This window comes from Candidatus Neomarinimicrobiota bacterium (assembly GCA_022560655.1).
Lineage (GTDB): Bacteria > Fidelibacterota > Marinisomatia > SCGC-AAA003-L08 > TS1B11 > JADFSS01.
In genome coordinates this window covers 1-5,133 of sequence record JADFSS010000110.1, presented here as the reverse complement: position 1 = coordinate 5,133, position 5,133 = coordinate 1, and the positions used below count along the sequence as shown (strand labels likewise).

General features: G+C 54.8%; 5 protein-coding genes. 4 read left to right on the top strand and 1 reads right to left on the bottom strand.

All coding sequences use genetic code 11. The features are described from left to right. Both IH971_10840 and IH971_10835 read left to right on the top strand, forming a co-directional pair. Positions 1-1,626: T9SS type A sorting domain-containing protein (locus tag IH971_10840; protein MCH7498328.1), on the top strand; the 1,626-nt coding region annotated here is incomplete at its 5' end. 272 nt (positions 1,627-1,898) lie between these two features. Next, a complete protein-coding gene (locus tag IH971_10835; protein ID MCH7498327.1) occupies positions 1,899-3,011 on the top strand; it encodes a zinc-binding dehydrogenase in 1,113 nt (370 codons plus the stop codon). A 147-nt stretch (positions 3,012-3,158) separates the two neighbouring features. On the opposite strand, the gene IH971_10830 is transcribed toward IH971_10835, so the two are convergent. Further along, the gene (locus IH971_10830; GenBank protein ID MCH7498326.1) at positions 3,159-3,329 is read right to left on the bottom strand and encodes a hypothetical protein; all 171 of its coding nucleotides are present in this window, start codon (positions 3,327-3,329) and stop codon (positions 3,159-3,161) included. A gap of 269 nt (positions 3,330-3,598) precedes the next feature. Here IH971_10830 and IH971_10825 point away from each other — a divergent pair, with 269 nt between their 5' ends. Together IH971_10825 and IH971_10820 are read left to right on the top strand one after the other, a co-directional pair. Continuing rightward, on the top strand, positions 3,599-3,880 hold the full coding sequence (locus IH971_10825) for a hypothetical protein (GenBank protein ID MCH7498325.1): 282 nt from the start codon (positions 3,599-3,601) through the stop codon (positions 3,878-3,880). A 528-nt stretch (positions 3,881-4,408) separates the two neighbouring features. Further along, on the top strand, positions 4,409-5,133 hold a 725-nt coding region (locus tag IH971_10820), incomplete at its 3' end, for a hypothetical protein (GenBank protein ID MCH7498324.1).

The window sequence follows — 5,133 nt, the reverse complement described above, 5'->3', positions numbered from 1 at the left end:
CTCGCTGAACCCCAGGGCATAACCTCCATTGTGGCTTTGGGGAATACCATCGTCATTGGCACCTATGGCGGCATCTACCTGTCTGATAACCTGGGACTGGCCTGGACTGTCGCAAATTTTACGACCGTGGGCATTCGAACAGTTGAATCTGATCACAGTGGCATCGTTTACGCCGGGACAATGGGGGGCGGTATTTTCCGCTCCAGCGATAATGGGCTCACCTGGCAGACGGCCAACATCGGGCTCGCACCGGTTAACGTCACCGATATCGCCATCGGGGAATCGGGATGGATGCTGGCCGGCACAGTTTTCGGCGGTCTGTACAGCTCGACAGATCAGGGTGATTCATGGGTCTCTGTGCCTTTCTTTGACGGCCAAACGGTCAATGCCGTGGAGTACGGCGCCGACGGCCGCATTTATGTGGGCCTTTATAATTTTCTGGGGATCAACACCCTCTCCGGGACCTACCAATCAGATGACGATGGCGCAACTTGGTCTTCTGCAGGTGTGGGTGGCAACATCACCACAATCTACCGCACGGCCGATGACCATACATTTGTCATCAGCCCATCCAACATTGTTATTTACCGAACGGCCGATGCGGCCGACACCACCAGAACCTGGTCTTTTTTATGGTGGCGCGTGCCCTTTTTTTTCGGCGACCCTGAAAATTATCCCAGAAACACCGACGCCCATGCGGTTACGGTCTCACACCGGGGGGACGTATACATCGGGGGTTGGGACCGGGACACTCTCTATCAGCTAACTTTGGCCGATACCACCTGGACAAAAAAAACCTTGGGCACAACCGGGGAATCGGCGATCGTGGCCCTGGTGAGGGATGCCTCCGATCAAATATTTGCCGGCACAGTCGGACATGGCCTCTACAGTTCGTCGGATCATGGGCTGACCTGGACCCCGGATGCCGATGGATTCACCGCAGCAACCGTGACCAGTCTCGTATCGAGTATGGGCGCCATACTGTACGCCGGCACCTTGGGTGGTGAGGTGTACTACAAAACCACTTCCGTTCCTGATTTCCCCTTCCTGATCTCGCCGCTGGACGATGCGGCCGTGCCATCCAAAACCGTGGCCTTCACTTGGACCGCCAACTCGGCCTTGACCTACAAGTTGCAGGTTGCTTTTGACAGTCTGTTCAGCCAGGTGCGATACGAGGCTGCCACCATCATGGGCGGCGCCGATACCGTTAGCGGCATTTGGGGCGATACAACCTATTACTGGCGCGTGCAGGCAACGAACAAACTGGGGACCGGCGCCTGGTCCAAGGTATTCTCGTTCACATTTGCTGTCGGCGTATTGGATATTGATGAATCGGACCAGATTCCCACTGCATATGCCCTGCATCAAAACTTCCCCAATCCCTTCAATCCCACGACAACCATGAAATTCGCTCTACCCATGGCGAGCAATATCACCCTACGGGTCTTCGACCTCCGTGGCAGGGTAGTGCGAGAGTTGGTCTCGGGACATTGGAAATCCGGCTATCACCGGGTGATCTGGAACGGCAAGACAGATAACGGCCGGGACGTCCCCTCAGGAATCTACATCGCCCACCTGGTGACACCTGATTACACCAAGTCCATCAAGATGGTGCTGCTGAAGTAAGTAAGCCGGCCCTCAAACTTTCAAACGGCGCTCCCGTCGAGAAGCCTGCCCTGTAGCATACTGTTTATAGCATACGTCGCCCAACTCTCTTCCCTATCCTCCTCTATAATTGGCGTGGACATTCCCTGCTTTACTAGCAGGGGGGCATGTTGTGGAATATCGCGTTTTTAGGTTGAATGGCGGGGGCGGTCCCCGCACCTCACTATCTTCCTGAGGCTTTTGGTATCTCTCCATGCCAGGAGTATATTTAGCCTAACCACCGCACCAACTCAATGTCAGAACATTCGCGAAAATCAGCTTTCATCGATGGGCTCAGCCCGCCGCACGGAGTAGAACAGAGCGGGGAGCACGAAGCCGTACAGGTCCAGGCAGCACGCCGTGGCGGGTCGGGCGTACTTAAAGTCGTAGATGCGCACCATCGTCAACCAGGTGAAGGCCAGATTATTATCAGCACCCACTTCGCAGGCATCAATTATGCCGATCTTTTGGCACGCATGGGGCTGTATCCCGGCGGGCCGAGCCTGCCGTTAGTGCCGGGCCTGGAAGTGTCTGGCACCATTGAGCGCACGGGGCCGGCTGTGAAAGGCTTCTCAGCTGGAGACCGGGTTTGCGCTCTCACTCGTTTCGGAGGTTACAGCAGCCGAGTGGTGGTCGATCAGGAACTGGTTCGCCTTGTACCGCCCGGGGTTGAAATGGAAGCGGCAGCAGCTTTGCCCGTAACTTACCTTACAGCCTACCTCATGATGTTCACCCAGGGAAATCTCCAGTCGGGGCAGACGGTGCTGATCCACAGCGCAGGAGGAGGCGTTGGAACAGCGGCCGTCCAGCTGGCGACTCGAGTCGGGGCACATATCATTGGGACGGCATCGGCCGCCAAGCATGAGCGGCTGCGCGAGATGGGCGTGGCGCTCTGCATTGACTACCGGTCTGCGGACTTTGTAGCGGAGGTAATGAATGCCACATCAGGCCTGGGGGCGGACTTAATTCTGGACGCCCAGGGTCCCGCACATGCCCTACGCAGTCTGAAGGCCCTTGCGCCCCTGGGCACCCTCGTCTTGTACGGCGCACAACAGAAAATGGGCCACACCCGCCTGCGGTCCGGCCTATTGCGGCTGCTGTGGGAGTTGCGCACGGTGCGGCTGGCACCAATGCGGCTGATGAATTCCAGCAAGGGGATTTACGGCTTTCATTTGGGGCGGCTGGACTCGCGGACCGGCCCAGTACACAAGGCTTTTGATGAGCTGCTAGTATGGTTGGCCGAAGGGCGGATCAGTCCGGTCGTGGATAGGATATTCCCCTACGATCAGGCGCGCCAGGCACACGACTATATCCATAACCGCCGTAACTTCGGCAAAGTGCTGCTGGATTTCCGCGCCACTGGCTAATGAGTACTGAAGCTGCCGTTAGGGGAGATTCATGGGCCCCAGCATCGATACGTTCAACGTTTGCGAGAGCCATCAAGAACCGCAATTATCCCCACCAGTATCATGACTCTGGATGATCTCACAGACTTGTTCTTGCATCGGGGCCCCTTACCACCTCTGATCCCCAGAGGTGTCTGGCAGGATAAGCTGATTGCCGAAATCGAGGGTGTGGCTGCACATCCCCTGGTAAAGGCTGGTCTTCATCTGTGGAATGACGACATTAACCGGTGCCACATCATTGCCCAGGTCCATGCCACCCCCGAAGGAAATTACTGGCATGCCATTCTCCACCGCCGGGAGCCGGACTACAGCAATTCCAAATACTGGTACCGACATCTGGGAGAGCACCCCATCTTCCCTCAGCTCCATGATTCCTACCCAGAATGGGAGCCCTCTACGTATGTGGACTGGTGTCAGGATGTGGCTCGAGGGGGTATCAACAAACCTCGCAAATGGCTAGAGAAGGTTCAGGCCAGGGAGCTGGAACTACTCTTGAAATTTGGAACAAAGACCCTCCTACCTGGGTTCGCCGACAGAGACGTGGGCTCATGATTGACGTTAGGCAGACGAATGAGGGGGACCCACTTCAGTTCACTGTTAATGTACAAGAGGGACCCAGTGAAACCCGCCATCGGGTGAGCATGTCAAAATCAACATACGAGAAACTGACGCAGGGCAAGGTCAGCCCGGATCGTTGCGTTCAGGCCGCCTTTGAATACCTACTGGAGAGAGAACCAAAAGAGTCTATTCTCCGAACCTTTGATATCACAGTTATCAGCAGGTACTTCCCCGGCTTTAAAACCGAGTTCAGCAAGTACCTCAATGGGTAAAATGCTATTCAATCGTTTGTAGGGCGCCAGAGCATTTCAGGTAAAATGAGAATAAAGTTAAGAGAGACTTTTCTGGCATCCTATTCATGATCCCGCTCTACCACTGTTTTAACTCTCCCGACGAGAAGGATAGGCGGTAGCATACCGGTTAGAGCCTACGTGAGCTTCCACTCTCCCCCGTTCACCTCCAAAAATTGGCTACTAAACCCCTGCTTAGTCAGCAGGGGGCATGTTGCGGAATGTGGGGTTATCTGGCTGACCGTTGGGGGTGGCGCCTGAATCAAGATAGTGCCAAAGATGGACAATCTCCCCGATATTGTGTACCTTTCGTTATTCGCCTCTTAATGAGCGATTCTGAAGGAATCAGCGAAGAGGCAACACCGTGCCGCAAAGGCACTGGTCATTGTCCCGATCGACTTCTCTGTAGTGCTTCTGTAGCCGGAGGCGCCCACATCTGCAAGCCCCTCGAGTTTCTGGCGAGTGCCTGAGACGCTGACACCAACTTCTACCTGTGCAAGGGGATGTCGGGTGAAAACCAAACTTTTACCATTCCATGACATTTTCATGACAACTCGAACTATCGATCTGTCGATATTGCTCGCGGTGTTTGAACCATTTAGAGGCGCCCATGTACAGAAGGCATTGATTACCTACAAGGAACTGGCTCCTAAATCCAGAGAAGGAAGTTCACCTATGAAACGGGTATTAATAGTGGTCATGACTTTGAGCCTGCTTGTGGGGTCTTCGGCACTAAACGGGCAAAGCCGGAATTTCTCGAAAGTCTGGGATGGCGGTATTGGAGGCGTTGATCCAGACGGGGCAGGTCCACTTCCACCCAATCTGGTTCGTGCTTGGGCCGTCCTTGGAAACAACATTGATATTGATAAAGACGGGATTATGGAGTTTGTGTCCTATGATGGGACACTCAGACGCATTATCGTGTGGGAGACCACGGGGGATAATGAGTACGAGGTCGTTTGGCATATGGACAAAAACGACGCTCAGGGTCAGAGCCTTCTCAACGGTAGTGAACGAAGCGTCATGATCACCGACCTGGATGCTGACGGTAATCTGGAGCTCGTCATGATCTGGGATTCTTTTGATCCTGATCTCACCGATGGGTTTAACGCCCTGGAGGTCTACGAGCACGATCCCGCCAGTGGTGAATTTCTGCCGGAGAACGCGAGCTATTCTTACGATCCACCCAGGAACGGCGTCGATAGGATCGCCCTTGAGTTCATGAGTGTGGCCAC

Bases quoted from the DNA above. Each gene is read 5' to 3' on its own strand.
- IH971_10835 (MCH7498327.1), top strand. From the start codon at position 1,899: ATGTCAGAACATTCGCGAAAATCAGCTTTCATCGATGGGCTCAGCCCG.
- IH971_10830 (MCH7498326.1), bottom strand. From the start codon at position 3,329: ATGCCAGTAATTTCCTTCGGGGGTGGCATGGACCTGGGCAATGATGTG.
- IH971_10825 (MCH7498325.1), top strand. From the start codon at position 3,599: ATGATTGACGTTAGGCAGACGAATGAGGGGGACCCACTTCAGTTCACT.